The sequence below is a fragment of the Thermococcus sp. 9N3 genome, from assembly GCF_012027685.1.
GTDB classification, from domain to species: Archaea; Methanobacteriota_B; Thermococci; order Thermococcales; family Thermococcaceae; genus Thermococcus; species Thermococcus nautili.
The window spans coordinates 399,231-421,057 of the sequence record NZ_SNUV01000002.1; the positions used below are offsets into that span (position 1 = coordinate 399,231).

Sequence of the window (21,827 nt, forward strand, 5' to 3'; positions counted from 1 at the left end):
AATGAGGAGGAACGCCAAGAAGAGGTTGCTCCCGCTTGTTTTTGCATTGGTTCTGACTTTACTCGGAACTGCGCTCGCCGTTCCAAAGATTGGCATAACTGTTCAGAAGGTCGGTGCCGGTACCACCGACACTGTTGCCATTGATACTACCAAGGCTGCCGTGAACTGGGAGTTCTCGGGGCTGGTAATCACTGGTGCCACAATAACCCTTGACAAGGGTCCTGGAGTTGATGGAAACTGGACGTTTTATGTAACTCTTGAGAATGGGACCGTTATCTCAAAAACGGGTTCAATAACCTCAGACCAAACTACCATAACTGTCTCAGGCCTCAACATAGACCTTGAAGACACTTACATAACAAAGGTTTCCCTCGTCATCGCAGGCAAGCAGGTTTCCGTTAGCTGATGGAAGTTTTGAATAAACAATCGCCCCGCCCCCTCTTTATTTACCATGTCTGGAGTTGTACCAACTCTACGCGTCATTGGTTCCCTGGTTCTTGTCGTCGGATTAGTGCTTTCATCCGCATATTCCGTACCTTCAATGACTCTTGAAGTCCAGCCAATTGGCTCTTGCACCATGGGAAAATATTACATCGAGCTGAACATCACGAACCTTGAGAACCGCGAGCTCGTTAATCAGACTTTTAACGTCACGATTCCTGCGGTGGAAATTCCCCTATACTCAAAGCTTAAGGCGGGTAACGTCTACGTCCTCGATTCCTCTGGAAAGCCTCTCTACTTCTGGGTCATGAGGAGAACATCAAAGGTCTTCACGGTCTTTTTCAGGGTTTCCAGGATTCCTCCAGGGGGATGGGCGGTCGTCAGGATTTATTACGGTTCTACCAATCCATACAGAAGGTACCGGAAGCCCGAGATGCTCTTTGTGTACTTCAACGGATTTAACCGGTTGGGGGATTATCCCCACGTTGACACGGGAATATTTGACGACTCGAAAAATTTTGAATCCGGGGAGTTGAGGGTTCGGAACGGGAAGTTGATAGCCAACTCGACGATATGGCCGGATTTTTCCTCTTGGGACGTTCGTTCTGTTTCAAAGGAGGTTGAACTAACCAGGTTTAAAGTTAATGACAGATACGCCGTCGTTTTCAAGTTCAAGAGACGGTCGGATGTTCAATATGCCGAGAGCTATCCGTTCTATATGTTCATCCACGCGAAGGTCGGAAACAGGCACAGGTACGACTACATCGCGGTCAAGGAGAACGCAAATTCAAAGTTCCTCTTCGAGTTTGGAAATGATAGGGCAGGGACGGTTGAGATAAATAAAAAAGTGGGCAAGCAGTACTACATAGGCGAGATTTTAGTAACCCCTACCGGTAGCTGGGGAAGGGTTGAGAAGTTTTCGAGCGGAAAGGTTATAGCCTGGCACTCCTTTGAAAACCGTGGAAGGTTCAGAAACCGTGAGGTTTCGGTTGGCTTTGGACAGGCCAACGTTGACTGGTTCCCGGTGGAGCTGACGGCTTACGTTGATTGGGTTTACGTTATGAGAACTGCTGAGTATCGGGTTAAACTTATCGGGTTCGGAGGGGAATGCGAGTTTAATTAGGGTGGTAAAATGAAGAAGCGCGTGGACTGGTATTCCCTGCTTTCATACGCGCTTGCAATTTTTGTCGCGGTCGTGTTAGTCCTCCACTTCGTCTTCGGCTTCCAGTACGTTGTTATACTGACTGACTCAATGAAGCCCCACATAAACCCCGGCGACCTCGTCGTCACCAAGCCGGTTTCTCCATCCGAGCTTCACGTCGGCGACGTGATACTCTACGAGATTCACCTCGGAAACGCCACTTACAGGATAACCCACAGGATAGTGGCAATCAAACGGGACGATTCTGGCCGAATCTACTTCGTGACGAAGGGCGACAACCGAAAGTACACCGACCCCTGGCGCGTTTATCCGGACCAGGTTATAGGGAAGGTAATCCTCGTGATTCCGAAGGTTGGCATGGTCTGGTACTACACTCCCCTGATAGTCCTCCTCATCTTCCTGTTCATCATCGGCAGCCTGGCCTACGAGATTGCCCTCATACTCCTTGAAGAAGAGCCTCCGAGGCCCAAGTGGGCCAAACCTTCACTGCTCGCAATCAAAAGGAAAAAGCTGAAGAAGTACTACCGCCGTTAAGCCCACTCCTCCTCGGGGATGGCCTCTTTCTTGGCCGGGATGAGGCAGAGGAACTCGAAGGTGTCAGTTAGGGCCTTGTAGCCGTGGGGTTCGTTGGGCGGGACGTAGAGGAAGTTCCCGGCCTTGACGTGGTACTCTTCCTTTCCGTTGGTTATTATCCCCTCGCCCTTCATTATGAAAATCTCGTGCTCCCAGTCGTGCTGGTGTATCGGAATCTCGGCGCCCTTCTTGAGAACGAAATAGCGCATCGCGAAGTTCTTCGCTCCGAGCTTCGGAGAAACGAGCCACCTTATCGTCACTCCCTCAAAACCGGTGTCCTTCTCGGGGACGTCCTTGTAGTGCCCGACGAACATGGTATCACCGATTACCTTTAGGGAGTTTCATATTTAAACCTTCACGCTTTTAAGGCTAACATAGAGTTTCGACGGGTGGTTGCATGAGGCGTTTGATTGCACTTGCCTTGGTTCTCGTTGTTCTAGCCAGCGGTTGCATAGGCTCAAACCCTGACAACGGCTCAACGACTCAAACTCCCCAGTCGAGTGGGATTAACTTCGCCAAGTATCCCACCGGAAAGGTCATCGGAAGCTGGTGGGAGCTCTTCAACGAGACGTTCTACGTCAGCGACGGCTACGAGGGCCTGGTTAAGCACTACTTCCCGAACGCAAAGGTCGAGCCCTTCTCCCAGTTCAATGGAAGCGGTATAGTCGTTCTCTCGCCGGGGGACGAGGTTAAGTCGAGGATACTCTTCGGAAAACCCGTCCAGGTTCAGAAGCTCGAGCCCTTTGGCTACATCGCCTACAAGTACGGAACCCACCTCCCAGGCCCTTGGCTCGGCGCGATAGCAATTCTCAACTCCGATAAAGGCCCCCTCATGGTCGTTACCGGAACGAGCAGGGCCGGCGTCGGTGCTTCGCTCTACTTCCTCAGGGAGCTCAAGGACGGAAAGCTTTCCGTTGACCCCAACGCTGTCGTTCGCTCAGGTTCCTTCGAGGGAATTCTCCTCAAGGAGTTCGGCGACGTTAACTTCAACGGAATCCCCGATAGCGATGAGCACTACGAGCTCTACCAGCTCCTCTACGACGAGCCCTTCAACTACTACTGGAGGGTTGTGAAAGGCGAGAACGTCACGGTCAATGGCGGCTTTATAAGGCTCGTCAACGGCACGACGGTCTACATAAGGGCCCTCGGCTTCAACGTCACCGTGAAGGTTGAGAACCCGAAGAACGTCCAGCTGACCTACGTCATCGAGAACGTCAACCCGGAACTCATGGTTCTCCCCGAGGGAGTCAAAGTCCTTGACAACACCACGATAGAGTTCCAGACGAGTGAGCCGAGCTTTTCAATAGTTGCCAGGAACGTCAGCGAATACCGCGTCCTCGCTTTCGGCGACCACAGGCCGGCGAGCGGTGACAAGCCCCCGGAGGTCTTCCTCAAGATAATGGCGGACGTCAACAACGAGAGCGGGGCCTTCGTCATAGACGGTGGCGACCTCGTTTACTCCGGCACAATCTACCAGTGGGCCGAGCTCATGAAGGTCTGGCACTGGAACAAACCCGTCTTCATAGCGGTTGGAAACCACGAGTACCAGGGCGAGGGAGTGAGCATCTTCCACTACTACTTCGGTCCAACTGATTACGCCTTCAGCCTTGGGGGCTACCGCTACATCTTCGCCAACGACATAAGCAACGACTACAGCCTGACCGACGAGCAGTTCGCCTGGCTCAAGAAGCAGTTTGAAATAGCCAAGGGGCGCGGTGAGAGGCCGGTCGTCGTTATGCACGCACCGCCCTACGACCCGAGGCCCGGCGGAGACGACCACGCGATGAGCGAGGAGAGCGCGAAGGAGCTCCTAAAGCTTATGAAGGAGTACAACGCCTTCGGAATCTTCAGCCACATCCACATATACTGGAACGGAACCTACGACGGCGTTCACTTCATCATAACCGGCGGAGGAGGCGCGCCCCTCTACGCGAAGCCCGACGAGGGTGGCTTCTACCACTACACCATACTGACGATGGAGCCCAACGGAAAGGTTGAGATAAAGGTGGTCAAGGTCTCCACCTGAGCTTTTCTCTTTATTCTATTTGTGTCTATATAGAGACCTTTAGCAGGCTATATTTTATTGCGGCAAGGTATTTATTTTGTGCTATTTAGTTCCGCCCGGTGGTGTGGATGGACCCCTGGCTGCTAATCACAATCCTCCTGGGTTTTGCCATGGCTTGGGCGATAGGTGCCAACGACGCCGCCAACTCGATGAGCACGGCAGTGGGAGCGAAGGCGATAACGCCAAAGCAGGCGGTGGTCATAGCCGGAGTGCTTGAGTTCACGGGTGCCTACTTCTTTGGAAAGAGCGTTACCGAGACGATAAGGAAGGGAATCCTTGACCCGAGCAGAATCACCGACCCCAACGTCCTCATTTACGGCTCAATAGCGGCCCTTTTAGCTGCGACGATTTGGTTGATAATAGCGACCAAGTTTGGACTGCCTGTTTCAACCACTCACTCGATAATCGGCGGAATAGCCGGCTACGGCATCGTTTACGCCGGGACGAGCATCGTTAACTGGGGCAAGATGACTCAGGTGGTCCTCAGCTGGATTCTCTCCCCAATCGTCGGCGCGATAATGGCCTACCTCGTCTTTAAGGCCCTAACGAGGAGCATTTTCATGAGCAAAAATCCCGTTAAAAACGCCCGTGTGTGGTCGCCGTTCTGGATTGGGCTCGCCTTCGTTGTCATAGGGACGATGTTCTACATCAAGGTTCTCCACGGCAAAGACCTGAAGGCAGGCGTTCTCTTCTATGGAATCCCTGCGGGTTTCCTCGTTTTCCTGATTACCTACGCTCTGATACGGCTCAGGTTCCCCATAAACGACCCCTACATAGGGGTTGAGAGCATATTCCGGCGCGTTCAGGTCATCACCTCTGGCTACGTGGCTTTAGCGCACGGTGCCAACGACGTCGCGAACGCCATAGGACCAGTCGCTGCAGTCTACGCCGTCGCGAGTATGGGAATGGCGGGAATGAAGGTTCCTGTTCCGAGGTGGATTTTGGCCCTCGGAGGTCTCGGCATAGCGGTCGGCGTCGCCACCTACGGCTACCGCGTCATGGAGACAGTTGGGAAGAAGATAACCGAGCTGACGAACACGCGCGGCTTCACGATAGACTTCTCGGCCGCGACGGTCGTCCTCTTCGCGAGCTGGCTCGGAATGCCGATTTCAACCACTCACACCGTTGTTGGTGCGGTCGTTGGCGTCGGCCTGGCGAGGGGAATCAAGGCGATAAACACTTCAATCCTGAAGGACATAGTAATCTCATGGTTCGTTACCGTTCCGGTCGCCGGCCTAATCAGCGCCGTCATATTCAAGGTCTTAATGCTCGTGGGGTGATACCATGCAGGTTTGGACCAAACTCTTCGCGAAAAGCCCATTCAAGCCCCTGATAAAGCACGCGGAAGTGGTCATCCAGACGGTTGAAACCCTTGAGAAGGCCCTCCAGGCCTGGCACGATGGAAACGCGGAGGATATGGAGAGGCTTGCCATCGAGGTTGACCGGCTCGAAGACGTCGCCGACAGGATAAAGGAGGAAATCCGCGACTCGCTCAGCTCGAAACTCATGATGGCGGTCTCGCGCGAGGACGTTCTCATATACCTCCACATGCAGGATAAGGTGGCCGATTCAGCCGAGGACACCGCCAAGTGGCTCCTCGTCAAGAGCCCGTGCGAGATTCCAGCGGAGATAAAGGACGTAATCCTCCAGATGGGAACCGAGAGCATAAAAGCTGCTAAGCTCGTTTACGAGGCGATAGTGCAGATGGACAGGGTTATAGAGAGTGGCTTCGCTGAGAACGAGATAGCGAGGGAATACGAACTTATTCGGGCAATAGAAGACGTCGAGAGCAAGATTGACGGCCTCGACACCAGGCTGATGAAGCTCGTCTTCGAGAACGCCGATAGGCTCGATTGGGGAACCGGCTTCTGCATCCTGAACATCGCGAGGACAATCAGCAACATATCGGACAAGGCAAAGGACGCCGCCGAGAGGATAAGGCTGATGATGAACAAATGAGGGTTACTTTTTTAAACCTCCTTCCTAACTTTTTCGGGTGGGAATGAGGGACGACTTTAGAATAGTTCCCAACTTTTATGGAAGAATTGCCTCATCGTTTCACCGTGCTGGCGTTACAGGTGAACCCCTTACTTCTCAGGGTGAGTTGTAGGTGGTGCGAAATGAGAACTAAGCTTCTGCTTTTCCTTATCTCTCTCTTCCCGGCCATAGCGGTCGAGATAGACGTTAACAGGTTTACCTTCCACTACCCCAACGTGTCTCCCGAACGGCTCGGCTACCTGATAACGGCCGATTTGCTCTCTAAGTGGCATCCAAACTTCATCAAGTATCTTCTGGCTCCCCTGCTCTTAATTTTGCTCCTCTCGCACTTTGGCTCGGAATTCGAGCGGGGCAACGTTCTCCTAATGCTCTCAAGGCCCCTCACAAGGAGGCGCTACTTCCTCGGCTGGTCCGTTGAGGGCCTAAAACTTGCCCTGATTTCTGCTGTGGGGGTAGCTGTTTCCGGGACACTCGCGATGCTGGCTCATGGTTTCGAAGTTAAAGACTACCTCATCGGCTCCCTCGTCCTTTCGCTCTCGCTGGTCGGCGTCCTCGGAATCGCCCTGCTCCTTCTTCCATTAGCGACCTCTCACGATTCGGGGGTCTTCCTCGGACTTGGGGCGTTCGTTGTGCTCCTGCTCCTCGGAAAGTTCGATTATTCCTTCATTCCGACGGCTTACATTGAAAGGGCAATCTCCATCGGGGAGAGCGTCTCGGTCTCTCACCGCGCCGTGGGGGAGCTCCTGGCCCTTTCTGCTGGCCTGTCGCTCGCTGGAATGGAAGTCTTCCGTGGGAGGGAGTTGAGGGGTTCTGAGTCTATCATCGTCCCCGGTTTTCCCTTCTCTCCACGCGGGCTTCACGGTGTTTTCCTCGGGCTGAGCCTTCAGAGCAAACGCTTCATGGCTTTTGTCGCCTTTACTGCCCTAATGGCGTTTTTAAATAAGGCCACTCTCAACAAGTACCACTCCCTTTACGGCCCTACTGGCGTTTTGAACGCTCTAATCTCGGCTCTGGCTGGAGTATTCCTACCATTTGTTGTCCTCCCTCTCGGGGCGGTCTCGATAGGCTCGGCCATCGAGAATGGGACCGTAAGGGTTCTGCTGAGCAAGCCGTTGAGGAGGAGGGATTTCTTCCTTGGAACGCTCCTGAGCGACATCTCTGCCGTCTTCATCGGGACCACCCTCTACCTGGCCATCCTCGTTGCCTACGCCCTCCACTTGGGTGCTCCCTTGAGCAGAACCCTTGAGCTTGGCCTTGCCTTTGGCTCTCTCCTCTTCCTCTCGCTCGTCCAGTACTTGGCGCTCGGCTATTTGCTTTCGGTCTTTATGCGGGGCAGGAGGGTGCTTTTCGTCTCGCTGGTACTGGCCTTCCTGCTGAGCTTTGCAGTTCCAATCGCCGTCATTGCAGCCTCAAACTCGGCGGGGGAGTCATTAGTTGATGTTCTGGCCAAAAACTCCCTTCCCACGCCGAGTCCTTTTCTGCACTACACCGTGCTTGGGATGGCGGTCTCTCCGAAGAGGAGCCTTCCGCCAAGGCCCCTTTCAGAGATTCTCAACTATCCCGGGAGCTTGACGATGCTAATTTTCCCTACGCTGGTTTACCTCACAATCGCCTGGCTCAAATTCAGGAAAGCCGACCTGAGATGATGAGCCCAATCTCCGCTTGTGGAGATTAAGAATCGTAGAGAGAAGAACGAGAGAATCAGATGGCTATCATCGTCGAGGTCATCTGGATTTCCGGCATGCGCCTTATCTTCTCGGTTATGAACTGGTCGAGGTCCTTGAGCGTGTCCGTTTCAACTTTGACAACGAGGTCGTACTCGCCGTAAACGACGTAGGCCTCCTTAACTTCTGGCATGGCGAGAAGCTTCTCCATAACTTCCCTTTCCTTTCCAGCGGCCGTAACCATCAAAATAAAAGCCGTCACCATGGGCTATCACCAAAAATATTTAACCCGCGACCTATTTAAGCTTATCGAGTATGACGTTCGAGAACATCATCGGTCGTAAGAAACTGGAGCGGTTTCTGAACCACCTTGAGGGTCTTGGGTTAAGTGGGGTCAGGCCGTTCTCCAAAGGCACTACGAGCCTCGTCTTCCTCGGCGAGTTCAAGGGAAGAAAGGTCGTCGTGAAGCTCCAGAGGCCGGATTCGCCGAGGAACAACTTTGAAAGGGAGGCGAGGATACTGAGGGCGATAGAGCCCTTCGGAATCACGCCCCCGCTCCTCTTCACGGGGGTCTTTGAGGGCCTGCCCTACCTCGTCAGGGAGTTCGCCGATGGTGAGCCCGTTCTCTACGCCGACATTGAAAAGCGTCACCTCTTCGGAATAGCCGAGAAAACGGCCTTACTCGACAGGCTCTACCTCGACCACGGCCAGATTCAGGGTGGCAAGCACATCATCGTCGGCGAGGGGGTTTACATTATAGACTTTGAGAAGGCCGGCTGGAGGAAGCCGAACAACCTAACCTCGGCCTTTTCGATGCTCTTCGTCGGCAGAAACGCGATTTCAGAAAGGTTATACATGAAGTTCGGTCTCGACGAGGGTTTCAGGGAGGAGGTAAAAGAAGCGCTGAGGGAGTACAAGAGAACCGGAAAGCTTTCACGCCTTCTGGGCCTTCTTTCCGGCCTTTAGCCTGTCGGCGTAGAGAGCAAGGAGCGGAACGACGATGGCGAGGGCTATGAGTCCAATCCTCGGGTCGAGGAAGTAGTTGAAGACGAGGATTACAACTATCGAGATGCCAATCATGAGGAACAGGTCCCTGTCGTAGAGCCTCGACTTCGCGAGTATGTTCTGTTCTCGGGCGGTGTATGCGAGGTACGCCGGTATTCCGAAGGCCGCTATGGCTATCCCGATGTAGTTCTTCAGGAGCAACGAAACGCCTATCCCCACGGCCAGGATTATCGCTATGGCGCTCGTTTCCTTCATTCTCTCACCTGTCCCGGCACTATCGGCGGGCTCCTTTTAAAGGTTCCCGTGTTCATTGATGTCCATTGGAGTTAAGCTTTTATACCTCGGCGCCTATCATAACTGGGTGATAGCGTTATGAGCGGTATCGAATGGAACGAGAAGACCTTTTCTCGGTTCGCCTACGTGAACGACCCTCGGATTGAAGGGAGCAGAATAGCCTACACCCTGACCAAGGTCAACATGAAGGACAACAGGTACGAGAGCACTGTAGTCGTTGAGGACCTTGAAACGGGCTCAAGGCGCTTCATAGAGAACGCCTCAATGCCGAGACTCTCGCCGGATGGGAGTAAACTTGCCTTCACGAGGCCCAACGAGGAGAAGAAAGAAACAGAGGTCTGGGTTGCCGAGCTTGAGACGATGAGCGCCAAGAAGGTTCTCTCGGCCAAGAACATCCGCTCCCTCCAGTGGAACGACGACTCGAGGAGGCTATTGATAGTCGGCTTCAAGAGGCACGACGATGACGACTTCGTATTCGACGACGACGTTCCCTTCTGGTTCGACAGCATGGGATTCCTGGACGGTGAGAAAACGACCTTCTGGGTCCTCGACACCGAGGCGGAGGAAATCATAGAGGAGTTCGAGAAGCCCCGCTTCAGTTCCGGCCTCTGGCACGGGGAGGGAATACTCATCAACGTTCCGCATCGCGAGGACGGCAAGCCGGCGCTCTTCAAGTTCTACGACATCTACCTCTGGAAGGACGGAAACGAGGAGAAGCTCTTCGAGCGCGTTTCCTTCGAAGCGGTTGACTCCGACGGAAAGGCGATTCTCCTGAGGGGCAAAAAGGAAAAGCGGTTCATCAGCGAGCACGACTGGCTTTACATCTACGACGGCGAGCTTAAGCCCGTCTACGAGGGTCCGCTCGACGTCTGGGGCGCGAAGCTAACGGAAGGCAAGGTCTACTTCCTGACGCCAGATGCGGGCAGTGTTCACCTCTGGCTCTGGGACGGTAAAGCTGAGAGGGTCGTCGTTGGTGACCACTGGATTTACGGCTTGGATGCCAGCAACGGAAAGGCGTTGCTCCTCATAATGACGGCAACGAGGATAGGCGAGCTCTACCTCTACGACGGTGAGCTCAAGCAGGTCACCGACTACAACGGGCCAATCTTTGAGAAGCTGAAAACCTTCGAGCCGAGGCACTTCCGCTTCAAGAGCAAGGATTTGGAGATAGACGGCTGGTACCTCAAACCTGAGCTCAAGGAGGATGAGAAGGCCCCGGTGATAGTCTTCGTCCACGGCGGGCCGAAGGGAATGTACGGCCACCGCTTCGTCTACGAGATGCAGTTGATGGCGAACAAGGGCTACTACGTGGTCTACGTCAACCCGCGCGGCAGCGACGGCTATAGCGAAGACTTCGCGCTCCGCGTTCTTGAGAGAACGGGTCTGGAGGACTTCGAGGACATAATGGCCGGTATAGAGGAGTTCCTCAAGCTTGAGCCTCAGGCAGACCGGGAGCGGGTTGGAATAACGGGCATAAGCTACGGCGGCTTCATGACCAACTGGGCGCTAACGCAGAGCGACCTCTTCAAGGCCGGAATCAGCGAGAACGGCATAAGCTACTGGCTGACGAGTTATGCTTTCTCGGACATAGGCCTCTGGTACGACGTTGAGGTCATCGGCCCGAATCCACTCGAAAACGAGAACTATCGGAAGCTCAGCCCGCTGTTCTACGCGGAGAACGTGAAGGCCCCGATACTGCTCATCCACTCGCTCGAGGACTACCGCTGTCCGCTCGACCAGAGCCTGATGTTCTACAACGTTCTGAAAGACTTCGGCAAGGAGGCCTACATAGCCGTCTTCAAGAGGGGCCCGCACGGCCACAGCATCCGCGGAAGCCCGAAGCACCGCTCAAAGCGCTACAAGCTCTTCATAGAGTTCTTTGAGAGGAAACTCAGGAAGTACGAAGAGGGCTTCGACGTTGAGAAGATACTGAGGGAGAAACCTTAATATACACCTTTGGACATCCCCCTTTTCGGGGGGTGTCCAATTCTGTTCATTTCTTCCCCGGTTTTCTCGCCACGACTCCAAGTGCCTCTTCAACGCGCTTAACGCTGACGAAGCCCGCTTTTCGTAACCGCTCCATGACGCCCCTTTGGAGGTCTTTTCTTCTGTATTTCTTTCCAGGGTTGCCGACGTAGTGGAAGAGCCTTCCGCCGGGCTTCAAAACCCTGAAAAGCTCGCGGTAGAACTCCTCCGAGTAGAGCTGGCCGGCTAAGGAAAAGCGCGGCGGGTCGTGGAGTACAACATCGAAGCTCTCGTCGTTAAAGCGCTTTACGACCTCGAAGGCGTCGCCGTGAATCACCTGGATTTTACCGCCCGTGAAGAGCTCCCTGCTCCAGGGGTTTATCTTTGCCAGCTCGATGACGTTTGGGTCTTTCTCGATTGTTATGACGTAGGCTCCGCGCTTTGAAGCCTCTATGGCGGTATAGCCGAGCCCCATGCAGGTATCTAAGACCGTCTCGCCTTCCTTTGGTTTTACCGTGTTAACCTTGTTCCTCGTGTCCTGGAGCGGGTTTACTTCCTTCGTCCTGTGCATCCTGATGCCGTTTATCTCAATCGTCGGCGGAATCGTCGGGACGAGCTTGTAGAAGTGCTCTCCAGCGATGGCGGCCTTGTAAACTCCCCCCTCTTTAACGAAGTAAACGCTACCCTCGTCCCTTGCTATCCTCTCGATGACGTCTCTCGAAACTCGCGTTCCGTCGGGGAAGATGAACTCATCACCTTCCCGCGTTACCTCCCACGTCCTGTTGGTCTTCCTGAGGTCGAGGTTGAGCCTGACTGTCCCCCGTGAGAGGAGCATCCTCCTCGCGTCCTGAGCAGTTAAAAAGTAAGCGTTCATGGCCTTTCCCTCTTCCAGGATGGGACACCTTTTTATATAGTTTTACCTCACTTATTAATAAGCGGGAGGCTGATAGGATGAGGGCCGGCGAGAGGGTTCGCACCGGAATCCCTGGCTTTGACGAGCTCATCGAGGGTGGCTTCGTTCCTGGAAAGGCCTACCTGGTCACAGGCCCTCCAGGGAGCGGTAAGACCACCTTTGCTATGCAGTTCCTCGTGGAGGGCGCGAGAAACGGCGAGAGGGTTGCATACATATCACTCGTCCACAATCCTGAGGAAGTCATCAAAGACTTTGAGCGCTTCGACCCGGAGGTTAGAGACCACATCGCCCACGGGAACCTAATCCTCTACGACCTTGGACGGGAACTCTGGGGCTCCACGGCCAAACCTCCCCAGTGGAGCAGCGTTATGTTCCGCATCAAAGACCTAGCGAGGGAGGCGAAGATTTCGCGCCTCGCCATAGACCCGCTTACCGCCATAGACTTCCCCACAACAGACCCCGCCGAGAAAAGGGCGGAGCTGGCGACGTTCCTCCGAACCATTGAAGACCTTGGGATAACAAGCATACTTGTTGCCGAGCTGACTGAGCTCGACCGCTACACCGAGGAGCACTACCTCGTCGATGGAGTCATAATGCTCCACTACTACCTTGACGGCGTCAAGATGGTTCGCGCCGTTCAGGTTCTCAAGATGCGCAGGACGAACCACGAGACGAGGATGTACCGCGTTGAGTTTGGTTCCCGCGGACTCTCCGTTAGGGGGCCGCTCATATGAGTATGAGAAGGCGTTTCAGAAGAAAACCCGTGACAATAGCGGAAATACTCTCGGAGGAGAGTCCTGTTCGAAAGGCCTATTTGCTCGGCTACTTTCTGGGCTACTCCGGCCACTTGGCTTGGAGCGGCTGGTCGAGGGAGCTTAAGGAGCGCGTTCTTCGGGAGGCAGAGGCGAGGAACGTTCTCGGCCCGGCCCTCGACTCCTTCAGAAAAGGAAGAACTGAGGGTGCCTCGGACAGGGAGCTTGACGTCATGCTTGGAGTTTACAGGCCTCCCGTTCTTGAGGCGGAGCTCAGTGCGGAGTCAGTTCGCTCGGTCGTTGAGCGCTCAAGGATTCTGGGCATGCTCTCCGTCCGGCTTACTGGTGAAGCGAGGTTCCTCGGCTTCGTGCGCTTTTCCAACAGCAGGGGGCATCTGGGGATACCCTCTTTTCTCAGGAGGCCTTAGGTTACCCTCTCAAAAACTCTTTCAAAGTTCTTGAAGGCTATTGCCTCCACCTCTTTCTCGCTGAAGTTTTCCCTCAGCTTTTCAATGAGCGCAGGAATCTTCGATTCATCCTCAAAGCCCTCGACGCTCCTCCCGCTCCAGCCGCTCAGGTAGTAGACGAAGTCAAAGCCGAGGCCAACGTGTTTGTAGCCTATGAGGTCGGCCATGTAAGTTATGTGCTCGACGTACTTTTCCAGCGTCGGCTTCTCCTTATCCACGAAGCCCGGTATGGCGACGGCACCAACAACGCCGTCCCTCTCGGCTATCGCCTTCAACTGCTCGTCGGTCAGGTTCCTCGGGTGGTCGCAGAGCTTCCTCGCGTTGGAGTGCGACGCTATGACCGGGAACGAGGTAACGTCCAGCGCGTCCCAGAAGCCGGCCTCGTTTATGTGGCTGAGGTCTATTACTATCCCCAGCTCCTCGGCCTTTCCAACGACCTCCACGCCGAAGTTGGTGAGGCCTCCGTTGGTCCTCTCGAAGACGCCGTCGCCTATCGCGTTCCTCAGGCTCCACGTGAGCGTCAGAACGCGGAGCCCTAGGCGGTGAAAGACCTCGAGGAGTTCTAAACTCTCGCCTATTGGCTCTCCCCCTTCGAGGCCCAGCCAGAGTGCCACTCTGCCGTCCTCTATGGTTTTTCTCATCTCCTCAACGTTCCTCACGAGCTCGAAGCGCTCGCTCTCCTCGACGTCCTTGAGAAATGCGTTCAAAACCTCGAAGCCGTAAACGGTTGCGTCCTTTCGTCTGTCCGGCCTCGTCCATATCGCCATAACCCTTGAACTAACCCAGCCGTTGAAGAAGTGCCAGTTCCCTTCGAGGACGCGCGTTTTTCCTGCCTTCCTTTCGTCGTAGATGAAGGTGGGCAAATCCGAGTGTGCGTCGAAAATCATGGGCTCACCCAAGGGACATCGTCTCGACGTCCCTTAAGGTTTCCGCCCTGACCTCGGGTAAGGGTATTGACTCGGCCACCTTTTTGGCCTCGTCGTACTCCTCCCTCTCGGCGAGGGCAATCGCTATTCCCCTGAGGGCGCTGCTCTTCCGCCCGGGGTCTTCTATCATCTCCGCAAAGGTCAGCGCGTCCCTGAGGCTTCCGAGCTGGGTCAGGAGCATCGCCACCCTCTGGGCGCTCGCCGGTGAGAGCTCAACGTTGCCGGCCTCGCGGAGTGCCTCTTCAATAACCTCTACGTAAGTCGGCTCGTTTACGCGCTTCATCCAAAGGGCCGCCTCGAGTTCCCCAATGAGCTTCGACGCACCCTTGAACTTCCTCCTTATCAGGGCCAGCGCGTAGTGGTAGCGTCCCTCAAGCAGGGCGCGCCTTATCTCCGGCAGCCCAGTCTCGCTCATTATCTCGGCGAGCTGGAGCTTCTTTTCTGTGACGCCGGCCCTCTGGTTCACGTGGAGCTTGTCGAAGATGTCAAATGCGGTCCGGTAGAAGCCTATTGCGTTTTTAGAGAACAGCTCATCACCGGCGTTCTCCATGAGTTCAGCTATCTTGAGAAGGCCGTCAACTTTAGCCCGGTATTCTACCTCCGCCCTGGCTATAACGTCGAAAGCAACATCGAAAAGTTCCATAGCGGTTTCGGCGTCGCCGGTTGTGGCAACGTAGTAGGCTACCGTTGCCAGAGCTTCCCCCTTTAGCAGTGGGTCCTTTATCTTGCCGGCCTCCTCTATGGCGGTGTTGAAGGTCTCAGCCGCCTCTTTGTAGTATCCGAGGGCATGAAAGGCAAAGGCGATTATGCCGTATCCCACCGCCCTTGTGTACGGGTCTTTTGAGTGCTCGGCGATGTATTCAGCATCCTCGAGGATTCCGGGAATCCAGTCCTCGGGGCCGCCTTTTCGTCTTATGGCTAAGGCAACGTTGATGAGGGCTTCAATCTGGTCGAGCTCATCATCTAGCTCCCACACCCTCTCAAGCGCGTCCTCGAACTGCCCCCTCTCTGCCAAAGCCCTAATCTCTTCGAGGTCGGTCATGGCAACTTTTAATTAACTTCCAAATCCTTATAAACCTTCTCGGACGTCATACAACCATGCCGATGCTAACTTTGGCCCTCTACAACACCTACGATGCCAGAAGGCTTCACGAGGCACATCTGCGCGCAATAGCTCGCTCCGCCCCGATAGCGTACGCCTACGGCTTCCATCTGGCCCTAATCGGCTTCCCTCTCGATGGAAAGCCCCTCGACGTTGCCGAGGAGGTCAGCGAGCACACGACGATAGGGGAGGGTGGCAAATACCTCGTTGAACTCGCCAGGGGAAACCGCTTTCACCTCCTTGACTTTCCGAAGAAGGGATTCCCCCCGCAGTTCGGCGTTCCCGTTGCCACGACGAGAAAGCCCTCGGAGGAAAAAGAAATTACGCCCCTTGAACTTGCTGAGAGGGCCCTTAACGGCGAGCGTTTTCTCCTCCTCATAGGGCTCGGCCGGCACGGACTGCCGAAGGAAACCTTTAAGTTGGCGCGCCACCATATGGACGTCACGGGAAAGAGGGTCAGCCTCGAAACCTGCACAGCCATAGGCGCGATAGCCGTTAGAGTTGCCACCTACATGGAGGCCTTGAAATGGAGGAGTGGAAGAAGGAAGTAGCGTGGTTTTTGGTGGCAATCGTCGTCGTTTTCGGAATTCAGGCGGGCCTCAGGGTGGCCCTTCACACGGACTCGCCCCTCGTTATAGTGGTGAGTGGCTCTATGGAGCCCGTCTTTTACAGGGGGGACGTCGTTCTCCTCAAGGGCGTTACCAACCCCGACCAAATAAAGGTCGGCGACGTGATAGTTTACAAGCGTCCCGGTTACGAGTACCCGATAATTCACCGCGTTCGCTACATCTACACGGTTAAAATCGATGGGAAGCCTGAGAAGTGCTTCGTAACCTGGGGTGACAACAACCCCGTTCCGGACCCGCCGTACCCAACTTCGGACGGCCTGCTTGAGGTCCAGCTCCCCGACGGCTACATAGCCGGATGCGTGCCGACGTACGCCGTCGAGGCCAAGGCCGAGTTTGTGTTCCCGAAGATAGGCCTCATCCCGCTCTGGATTCGCAACGCCCTCGGCCTGGGATGATGTGAGGGTAGGTAACTGAGCCGTGATGAGCTAATCGGCCCCTGACCGCTTTCTGTCAATTTTTCTTTTCATCGAAAGGCATTTTAACTTCTATATGCCAACCCCTTCGGTGGTCGAATGGACGCGAGGGATTTTCACAGGGGTAACTTCATCGGCAATGGCAAAATAGAGGTTATTCCAAAGGTTCCGCTAACGAGGGAAACCCTTCCCCTGGCGTACACTCCGGGTGTCGCCGAGGTCTCGCGCGGGATAGCTGAAGAGCCTGAGAAATCCTATGATTACACCAACAGGGGCAACACGATAGCTGTTGTAAGCGACGGGACGAGGGTTTTAGGCCTCGGCGACATAGGGCCCCTTGGCGCTCTCCCAGTTATGGAGGGCAAGGCCCTGCTCTTCAAGGCCTTCGGCGGCGTTGACGCGTTCCCGCTCGTCTTAGCAGAGAAGGACCCCGAAAGGTTCATAGAGGTCGTTAAAGCCGTCTCACCTTCCTTTGGTGGGATAAACCTTGAAGATATAGCCTCACCGAAGTGCTTCTACATCCTCGACAGGCTGAGGGAGGAACTTGACGTTCCGGTCTTCCACGACGACCAGCAGGGCACGGCGAGCGTCGTTTTAGCAGGTTTAATCAACGCCCTCAAGGTAGTTGGTAAGAAGCTTGACGAGATAAGCGTCGCGCTCTTCGGGGCAGGGGCGGCCGGTTTCGCAACGCTCAGATTAATCGTCAAAGCTGGGGTTAAGCCTGAAAACGTCCGGGTCGTCGAGCTGATTGACGGGGAGCCGAGGACTCTAACGCCGGATTTGCCCCTTGAAGAGCTGTTCCCGTACAGGGGCGAACTCCTCGCGAAGACCAACGGCGAGGGGATTGAGGGGGGCCCGGCAGAGGCGCTCAGGGGAGCGGACGTTCTAATCTCCTTCACGAGGCCGGGACCGGGCGTCATAAAGCCCGAGTGGATAGGGAACATGGCCGACGACGCGATAGTCTTTCCGCTCGCCAATCCCGTTCCGGAGATACTGCCGGAAGATGCTAAAAAGGCCGGCGCGAGGATTGTGGCAACGGGAAGGAGCGACTATCCGAACCAGATAAACAACCTCCTCGGCTTTCCGGCGATTTTCAGGGGTGCGCTCGACGTGAGGGCTAAGACGATAACGGACGGCATGATAATCGCGGCATCAAAGGCAATGGCTTCGGTCATAGAGCCGAGCGAGGAGGAGATAATCCCATCACCGTTCCACCCCGACGTTCATCCCGTCGTGGCTAAGGCGGTAGCGGAGGAGGCCATGAAGGAAGGCGTTGCGAGGGTTCGCGTTAATCCAGAGGAGGTCGCGGAGAGGCTTAGGAAGTGGAGGGAGTTCTACTCCCAGTTCATAGTCCCCATGAACGAGGAGCGTAAGGCCTACCGGTAGAGCGAGTTTCCGTGCGCGTCTATGGCCACAATCAGCGGGAAGTCCTCCACCTCAAGGACCCAGAGGGCCTCCGGTATTCCAAGGTCGAGCCAGTGGGCGGCTTTAACGCGCTTTATGCTTTTGGCGGCGAGCGAGCCGGCTCCACCGGTGAAGGCGAAGTAAACCGCTCTGCCCCTGAACGGCTCAGCTTTCATTCCTCCCTTTCCTATTATCCCCCTGACGCCCAGGCCGAGAATTTCATCGAGGTAGCGGTTCATCCTTGCGCTCGTCGTCGGCCCTGCCGAGACTATCTCGTAGCCCTCCCCGGTTTTCCTCACGACAGGCCCGCAGTGGTAGATTACGGCCCCCTCGGGGTTGAAGGGCAGTTCCTCCTTCGGAAGGCTCAGAATCCGCCTGTGGGCCGAGTCCCTCGCCGTGACGATTTCTCCCGACAGGTAAACGACGTCCCCCGCCTTCAGTCTAAGGACGTCCTCCGTGCTCAGCGGGGTTCTCAGCTTCACTGCCATATATCGACCCTCCCGTCGGGTTTTATCCTGAGAAAAGCCCTCCGGTTGGCCCAGCACTGGACTATTAGGCCAACGGGAAAGCTCGCCGGGTGCCTGTGGGCGACCTCTATCTTCACGTCCAGGGCGGTCGTTCTCCCGCCCATCCCCATCGGGCCGATTCCAAGGGCGTTGATTTCCTCCAAAAGCTCCCCCTCGATTTCCGCAATCCTTTCGTCGGGGTTCCTCTCGCCGACCCTCCTGAGGAGGGCCTTCTTTGCCAGCAGGAGGGAGTAATCGGCGCCACCGCCGACGCCTATGCCCAGAACAACCGGAGGGCAGGGCTTTCCTCCGCAGGCCTTAACCCTCTCGACCACGAAGCGCTTAACGCCCTCCCAGCCCTCGCCCGGCGTGAGCATCGCCAAAGCCGAGCAGTTCTCGCTTCCGCCACCCTTCGGCAGAACCGCTATCTCGATTTCATCGCCCCCGGTAAGCTCCCAGTGGATTACCGGAACGCCCCTGCCCGTGTTGTCGCCCGAGTTCTTTCCCGTGAGAACGTCCACCGCGTTGGGCCTGAGCGGGACTTCCTTCGTGGCAAGCCTCGTGGCTTCCACTATCGCCCCCTCGATTTCCCCCAGGAACGGGCTGTTCAGGCCGGCTTTCACGAAGAAGGTGAGCGTCCCCGTGTCCTGACAGACTGGTATTGCTTCTGCCTTTCCAATCTCTATTGCCCTCAGGATGTTCTCAAGGTTGAAGCGCGCCACTCCGTTTTCCTCGCGCTCGTAGGCTTTCTTCAGAGCGGAAACGACGTCGTCTGGAATCCTCGTCACCGCAAGCCTTATCGCCTCGACGATTGCCCCTATCAATAGGCATTCACCTGTCTAAGGCTGGGTGTGAGAGTTAAAAAGATTGACGCGAGAATGCTATACAAGCTCCTAAAGTTTACCACCATACCGGTAAACTTTTCCCCAGAACTCTACCACTATACTGGTAAACGTTTCACTCGAACGCACACACCATACCGGTAGTTTCTGCTCCCAAGAACCCTGCTTCAGCGGGCGCCAGAATTGGGAAGTAATAAGGAAAAGGGCCTCAGCCCTTCAGAATCTCGACTATCTGCTCCGCGACCTGGACTCCAGCGCGCATCTGGGCCTCCTCGGTGGAGGCTCCGATGTGCGGGGTAAGGACGACGTTGTCGAGCTTGGTGAGCGGGTGGTCAGCGGGGAGCGGCTCCTCCTCGAAGACGTCGAGACCCGCTCCGTAAATCCAGCCCTCCTGAAGTGCCTTGACGAGGGCGTTAGTGTCAACGACGGCCCCACGGGCGGCGTTTATGAGTATAGCGGTCTTCTTCATGAGCTTAAGGCGCTCCTCGTTTATGAGGTGGTAGGTGGCATCGATGAGCGGGACGTGGAGCGTTACGACGTCGCTCTCCCTGAGGAGCTCTTCAAGCTCGACGAACTTTCCGCCTACTTCCCTCGCGCGCTCCTCGTTTGGCTTGGGGTCGTAGAGGAGGACGTTCATTCCGAAGGCGTTCGCGATTTTCGCGACCTCGTAGCCTATCCTTCCGAAGCCGATTATACCTATCGTCTTGCCCTCGAGCTCGATTCCCATGCACTGCTTCTTGGCCCAAACGCCTTCCCTCATCTTCCTGTCGGCGAAGGCCACCTTTCTGGCAACTGCAAAGAGCAGGCCGAAGACGAGCTCGGCGACGCTCCTTGAGCTCGCTCCGGGGCTGTTGACGACCTTAACCCCCCTCTCCTTCGCGGCCTCAAGGTCTATGTTGTCCAGGCCGACGCCGGCCCTTCCGATGACCTTGAGCTTGGGAGCGTTTTCGATGACCTTTCTCGTCACCTTCGGCTTGCTCCTAACGATAATCGCGTCAACATCGCGGACGAGCTCTATCAGCCTCTCCTCGTCCGGATACTCCTCATAAACAATCTCAAAACCCGCTTTCCTTAAAACCTCCAAAGCTTTCTCGTGCAGTGGCGCCGCAACGAGAACCTTCATGCTTTCACCCCCTCCTTTTTATAGCCATCAGCATTACCTGGTCGGAAGCGTCTTCCGCGCGGTCGGCTATGTCGCCGACCTTCGTGATTGCCTGGTTCCATATTAGCTTTGCGTAAGTTGTTATCGTCTCGCTCTCAAACACCATCGCCTTGAGCTTGTACTCGACCTTGTCAGCGTTCTCCTCGAGGTCTTCTGTCTCCTTTGCGAGCTCCAAAGCCCTGTCAACGTCCTCGTTGAGGGCTTTTACCGCTTCCATGAGCTTCTCGTAGGTTTTTACCGCCTCCCTCACGAGGGCCATTATCTCCTCTCTGAGCTCCTCTGGAACCTTCGGCTTTGCCAGAATAAGGGTGTGGGCCGCGCTCTCGGCCGCGTCCGCCACCTGGTCTATGAGCTCGCTCAGCCTCACGTAGTCTCCCCTGCTGGCGGGCAGAAAGGCCCCCTCGTAGAGCATGAGCTCGATGCTCCTCCTCAGCTTGTCGGCCTCGCTCTCGAGCAGGGTTACCCTCTCCTCAAGCTCCTTCGCGCCCTCAAAATCACCGTTCAGGTACGCCTCGATGAGCTTCTCAAAGGCCTTGACGGTTTCGTAAACGACGTTGAGGTGCCTGTCTATGGCGTCAAAAACGTTGCTCTCCTTACCCCCAAAGAGTGGCATCTTCACACCCCGCTCAACGATTGGTTGAACCCCTATTTAGGTTTTCCTTCCCCTTGATGAGTGCCCACAGAAGTTCGTTCCTCGGGGCTTCGAGGCCGACGGAGTGAGCGTATTCCACGATTTTGCCGTGAATATAGTCCACCTCCGTCCTTCTTCCGCGCATTATGTCCTGGAGCGTCGAGTTGTAGTTCTCCCGCGTTCTCTCTATCGTGTCCCAGAGCAGTTCGAGGGGGTGAATTTCGAACTCGATGCCGAGTTGCTGTGCGACTATACACCCTTCCCGCGCTATCTCTATCGAGATTCCCTCCAGTTCTGGAACCTCGCGCAGGGCCCCATTCTTAACCTCCAGAACCGTTCCAAGCCCGTTTATGACTGAGTTCACTATGGCTTTTGCCCACTTCCAGCCGACTGCGTTTTCAGTGACCCTCGTCTCTATCCCGGCCTCGTTGAAGACCTTCGCGACCTCCTCGACGAACTCAGCCCTTCCCGTTGGATACTTCCCGATGACGGTTATCCCCTTTCCCGTCCACCTGACGACGCCCCAGTCAACGAGCATTGCGCCGTTGGTGGTTATTCCCCCGATGACGTTGGGCGTCAGCTTCAAGGCTAACTCCTCGTTTCCGAGGCCGTTCTGGACGCTCAGAACCCACGTTTCTGGCCCGATGCAGTTCCTCGCGCACTCTAAGGCGGTCTTCGTTGAGTAGGACTTCGTTGTCAGGAGGAGCAGGTCCGGAGGCTCGTCCGGCGCGTGGAGGGAAGCCTTGACCTTCACATCGAACTCCTCTACTCCAGTAACCTTCAGTCCTTTCTCGTTTACGGCTTTAACCTGCTCCTCTCGTCCTATGAGAAGGACGTCGTTTCCGGCCCTCGCCAGGAGCGCGCCGAGAAGGGAACCTATGCTCCCCGCTCCGAGCACGTAAATCCTCATCCT

25 protein-coding genes are annotated in these 21,827 nt (G+C 55.5%); 14 read left to right on the forward strand and 11 right to left on the reverse strand.

Translation table 11 applies throughout. The annotated features are described in order from the left end of the window. Position 1 precedes the first annotated feature (1 nt). From E3E30_RS09095 to E3E30_RS09105, 3 genes are all read left to right on the forward strand, one after another. Positions 2 to 406, forward strand: a complete 405-nt coding sequence (locus tag E3E30_RS09095) for a hypothetical protein (protein WP_167729306.1) — start codon at positions 2 to 4, stop codon at positions 404 to 406. A 171-nt stretch (positions 407 to 577) separates the two neighbouring features. Further along, entirely contained in the window at positions 578 to 1,564 is a 987-nt protein-coding gene (locus E3E30_RS09100; protein WP_167729307.1) for a hypothetical protein, read from the forward strand. Between the two features lie 9 nt (positions 1,565 to 1,573). After that, positions 1,574 to 2,137 (forward strand): signal peptidase I, encoded by a 564-nt coding sequence (locus tag E3E30_RS09105; protein ID WP_167729308.1) that lies wholly within the window; start codon positions 1,574 to 1,576, stop codon positions 2,135 to 2,137. Here E3E30_RS09105 and E3E30_RS09110 read toward each other — a convergent pair. Beyond that, complete coding sequence (locus tag E3E30_RS09110; RefSeq protein WP_042692251.1) at positions 2,134 to 2,490, reverse strand: cupin domain-containing protein; 357 nt, start codon at positions 2,488 to 2,490, stop codon at positions 2,134 to 2,136. The genes E3E30_RS09105 and E3E30_RS09110 overlap by 4 nt on opposite strands. Before the next feature lie 83 nt (positions 2,491 to 2,573). On the opposite strand from E3E30_RS09110, the gene E3E30_RS09115 reads away from it, so the two are divergent. The 4 genes from E3E30_RS09115 to E3E30_RS09130 all read left to right on the forward strand — a co-directional run bounded on the left by E3E30_RS09115 (position 2,574) and on the right by E3E30_RS09130 (position 7,885). Beyond that, entirely contained in the window at positions 2,574 to 4,202 is a 1,629-nt protein-coding gene (locus tag E3E30_RS09115; RefSeq protein ID WP_167729309.1) for a metallophosphoesterase, read from the forward strand. Between the two features lie 107 nt (positions 4,203 to 4,309). Beyond that, a complete protein-coding gene (locus E3E30_RS09120; protein WP_042692257.1) occupies positions 4,310 to 5,521 on the forward strand; it encodes an inorganic phosphate transporter in 1,212 nt (403 codons plus the stop codon). A 4-nt stretch (positions 5,522 to 5,525) separates the two neighbouring features. After that, positions 5,526 to 6,200, forward strand: coding sequence for a TIGR00153 family protein (locus tag E3E30_RS09125; protein ID WP_167729310.1), 675 nt, complete (start codon positions 5,526 to 5,528; stop codon positions 6,198 to 6,200). A 161-nt stretch (positions 6,201 to 6,361) separates the two neighbouring features. Further along, on the forward strand, positions 6,362 to 7,885 hold the full coding sequence (locus tag E3E30_RS09130) for an ABC transporter permease subunit (protein WP_167729311.1): 1,524 nt from the start codon (positions 6,362 to 6,364) through the stop codon (positions 7,883 to 7,885). A 55-nt stretch (positions 7,886 to 7,940) separates the two neighbouring features. Here the strand turns inward: E3E30_RS09130 and E3E30_RS09135 are convergent, their stop codons facing one another. After that, positions 7,941 to 8,168 carry an Lrp/AsnC ligand binding domain-containing protein gene (locus E3E30_RS09135; RefSeq protein WP_014122803.1) on the reverse strand — a complete coding sequence of 76 codons (228 nt, stop codon included), beginning with the start codon at positions 8,166 to 8,168 and terminating at the stop codon, positions 7,941 to 7,943. Positions 8,169 to 8,218: 50 nt separating this feature from the next. Here E3E30_RS09135 and E3E30_RS09140 point away from each other — a divergent pair, with 50 nt between their 5' ends. Further along, positions 8,219 to 8,869, forward strand: coding sequence for a phosphotransferase (locus E3E30_RS09140; protein WP_167729312.1), 651 nt, complete (start codon positions 8,219 to 8,221; stop codon positions 8,867 to 8,869). On the opposite strand, the gene E3E30_RS09145 is transcribed toward E3E30_RS09140, so the two are convergent. Then, positions 8,837 to 9,163: a hypothetical protein gene (locus tag E3E30_RS09145; protein WP_042692266.1), complete on the reverse strand. Its 327-nt coding sequence runs from the start codon at positions 9,161 to 9,163 to the stop codon at positions 8,837 to 8,839. The genes E3E30_RS09140 and E3E30_RS09145 overlap by 33 nt on opposite strands. A 117-nt stretch (positions 9,164 to 9,280) precedes the next feature. Between E3E30_RS09145 and E3E30_RS09150 the strand changes: the two genes are divergently transcribed. Further along, a complete protein-coding gene (locus tag E3E30_RS09150; protein WP_167729313.1) occupies positions 9,281 to 11,149 on the forward strand; it encodes a S9 family peptidase in 1,869 nt (622 codons plus the stop codon). A gap of 46 nt (positions 11,150 to 11,195) precedes the next feature. Here E3E30_RS09150 and E3E30_RS09155 read toward each other — a convergent pair whose 3' ends face one another. Further along, entirely contained in the window at positions 11,196 to 12,041 is an 846-nt protein-coding gene (locus tag E3E30_RS09155) for a methyltransferase domain-containing protein (RefSeq protein WP_167729314.1), read from the reverse strand. A gap of 77 nt (positions 12,042 to 12,118) precedes the next feature. Between E3E30_RS09155 and E3E30_RS09160 the strand changes: the two genes are divergently transcribed. After that, positions 12,119 to 12,814 carry an RAD55 family ATPase gene (locus tag E3E30_RS09160; RefSeq protein WP_042692273.1) on the forward strand — a complete coding sequence of 232 codons (696 nt, stop codon included), beginning with the start codon at positions 12,119 to 12,121 and terminating at the stop codon, positions 12,812 to 12,814. After that, the gene (locus tag E3E30_RS09165) at positions 12,811 to 13,260 is read left to right on the forward strand and encodes a hypothetical protein (protein WP_051482204.1); all 450 of its coding nucleotides are present in this window, start codon (positions 12,811 to 12,813) and stop codon (positions 13,258 to 13,260) included. The genes E3E30_RS09160 and E3E30_RS09165 overlap by 4 nt, the downstream gene beginning before the upstream one ends. On the opposite strand, the gene E3E30_RS09170 is transcribed toward E3E30_RS09165, so the two are convergent. Both E3E30_RS09170 and E3E30_RS09175 read right to left on the reverse strand, forming a co-directional pair. Next, entirely contained in the window at positions 13,257 to 14,186 is a 930-nt protein-coding gene (locus E3E30_RS09170) for a dipeptidase (protein ID WP_167729315.1), read from the reverse strand. The two genes, E3E30_RS09165 and E3E30_RS09170, sit on opposite strands and share 4 nt — an antisense overlap. A gap of 4 nt (positions 14,187 to 14,190) precedes the next feature. Further along, complete coding sequence (locus E3E30_RS09175) at positions 14,191 to 15,267, reverse strand: hypothetical protein (protein WP_042692280.1); 1,077 nt, start codon at positions 15,265 to 15,267, stop codon at positions 14,191 to 14,193. A gap of 62 nt (positions 15,268 to 15,329) precedes the next feature. Here E3E30_RS09175 and E3E30_RS09180 point away from each other — a divergent pair, with 62 nt between their 5' ends. From E3E30_RS09180 to E3E30_RS09190, 3 genes are all read left to right on the forward strand, one after another. Further along, positions 15,330 to 15,878, forward strand: a complete 549-nt coding sequence (locus E3E30_RS09180; protein WP_167729407.1) for a DUF531 domain-containing protein — start codon at positions 15,330 to 15,332, stop codon at positions 15,876 to 15,878. Further along, a complete protein-coding gene (locus E3E30_RS09185) occupies positions 15,854 to 16,351 on the forward strand; it encodes a signal peptidase I (protein ID WP_042692283.1) in 498 nt (165 codons plus the stop codon). Before E3E30_RS09180 ends, E3E30_RS09185 begins: the two co-directional genes overlap by 25 nt. Before the next feature lie 117 nt (positions 16,352 to 16,468). After that, on the forward strand, positions 16,469 to 17,755 hold the full coding sequence (locus tag E3E30_RS09190; protein WP_167729316.1) for an NADP-dependent malic enzyme: 1,287 nt from the start codon (positions 16,469 to 16,471) through the stop codon (positions 17,753 to 17,755). Here the strand turns inward: E3E30_RS09190 and E3E30_RS09195 are convergent. The 5 genes from E3E30_RS09195 to E3E30_RS09215 form a co-directional block, all read right to left on the reverse strand. Next, complete coding sequence (locus E3E30_RS09195) at positions 17,746 to 18,261, reverse strand: FumA C-terminus/TtdB family hydratase beta subunit (protein ID WP_167729317.1); 516 nt, start codon at positions 18,259 to 18,261, stop codon at positions 17,746 to 17,748. The genes E3E30_RS09190 and E3E30_RS09195 overlap by 10 nt on opposite strands. Then, positions 18,252 to 19,103 carry a fumarate hydratase gene (locus tag E3E30_RS09200; protein ID WP_167729318.1) on the reverse strand — a complete coding sequence of 284 codons (852 nt, stop codon included), beginning with the start codon at positions 19,101 to 19,103 and terminating at the stop codon, positions 18,252 to 18,254. The genes E3E30_RS09195 and E3E30_RS09200 overlap by 10 nt, the downstream gene beginning before the upstream one ends. Positions 19,104 to 19,329: 226 nt before the next feature. After that, positions 19,330 to 20,244 carry a D-2-hydroxyacid dehydrogenase gene (locus E3E30_RS09205; protein WP_167729319.1) on the reverse strand — a complete coding sequence of 305 codons (915 nt, stop codon included), beginning with the start codon at positions 20,242 to 20,244 and terminating at the stop codon, positions 19,330 to 19,332. Positions 20,245 to 20,248: 4 nt separating this feature from the next. After that, complete coding sequence (locus E3E30_RS09210; RefSeq protein WP_042692295.1) at positions 20,249 to 20,896, reverse strand: TIGR00153 family protein; 648 nt, start codon at positions 20,894 to 20,896, stop codon at positions 20,249 to 20,251. A gap of 13 nt (positions 20,897 to 20,909) precedes the next feature. Next, on the reverse strand, positions 20,910 to 21,824 hold the full coding sequence (locus tag E3E30_RS09215; RefSeq protein WP_167729320.1) for a 2-dehydropantoate 2-reductase: 915 nt from the start codon (positions 21,822 to 21,824) through the stop codon (positions 20,910 to 20,912). Positions 21,825 to 21,827: the final 3 nt, after the last annotated feature.